General features: G+C 64.9%; 1 protein-coding gene. It reads left to right on the top strand.

Annotated features, from left to right (window positions below; genetic code table 11):
* The coding region (locus G3I78_RS48145; protein WP_343244034.1) for a transposase at positions 1-464 on the top strand (464 nt) is incomplete at both ends.

Raw genomic sequence — 464 nt, 5'->3', positions numbered from 1 at the left:
AAGTCATCTTCTGCTTGGACGAGTTCGGTCCCCTGAATCTGATGCCGCATCCGGGCCGGCAGTGGGCCGAACGCGGAGGCAAGCACAAGGATCCCGACCGTGAACCACGCAGGCGGCGCCGGGCTACCTACAACCGCTACGGCGGAGTGCGACACCTGTTCGCCGCCCTGGACCTGGCCAGGGACAAGCTCTACGGCCACATCAAGCCGGTCAAGCGACGGACCCAGTTCCTGGAGTTCTGCCGCTACCTGCGCACGCTCTATCCGCGAGAGGTCCGGATCGCGATCGTCAGCGACAACTTCTCCCCGCATCTGACCACGAAGAGGTGCCAGCGCGTCGGCACCTGGGCTGCGGCGAACAACGTAGAGATGGCCTACACACCGACCAACAGCTCCTGGCTCAACCGCATCGAGGCCCAGTTCACGGCCCTGCGCTACTTCATCCTCGACGGCACCGACCACGCC

The organism is Streptomyces sp. SID13726, from assembly GCF_010548375.1.
GTDB lineage: Bacteria > Actinomycetota > Actinomycetes > Streptomycetales > Streptomycetaceae > Streptomyces.
This window is presented reverse-complemented; position numbering and strand designations above follow the sequence as displayed.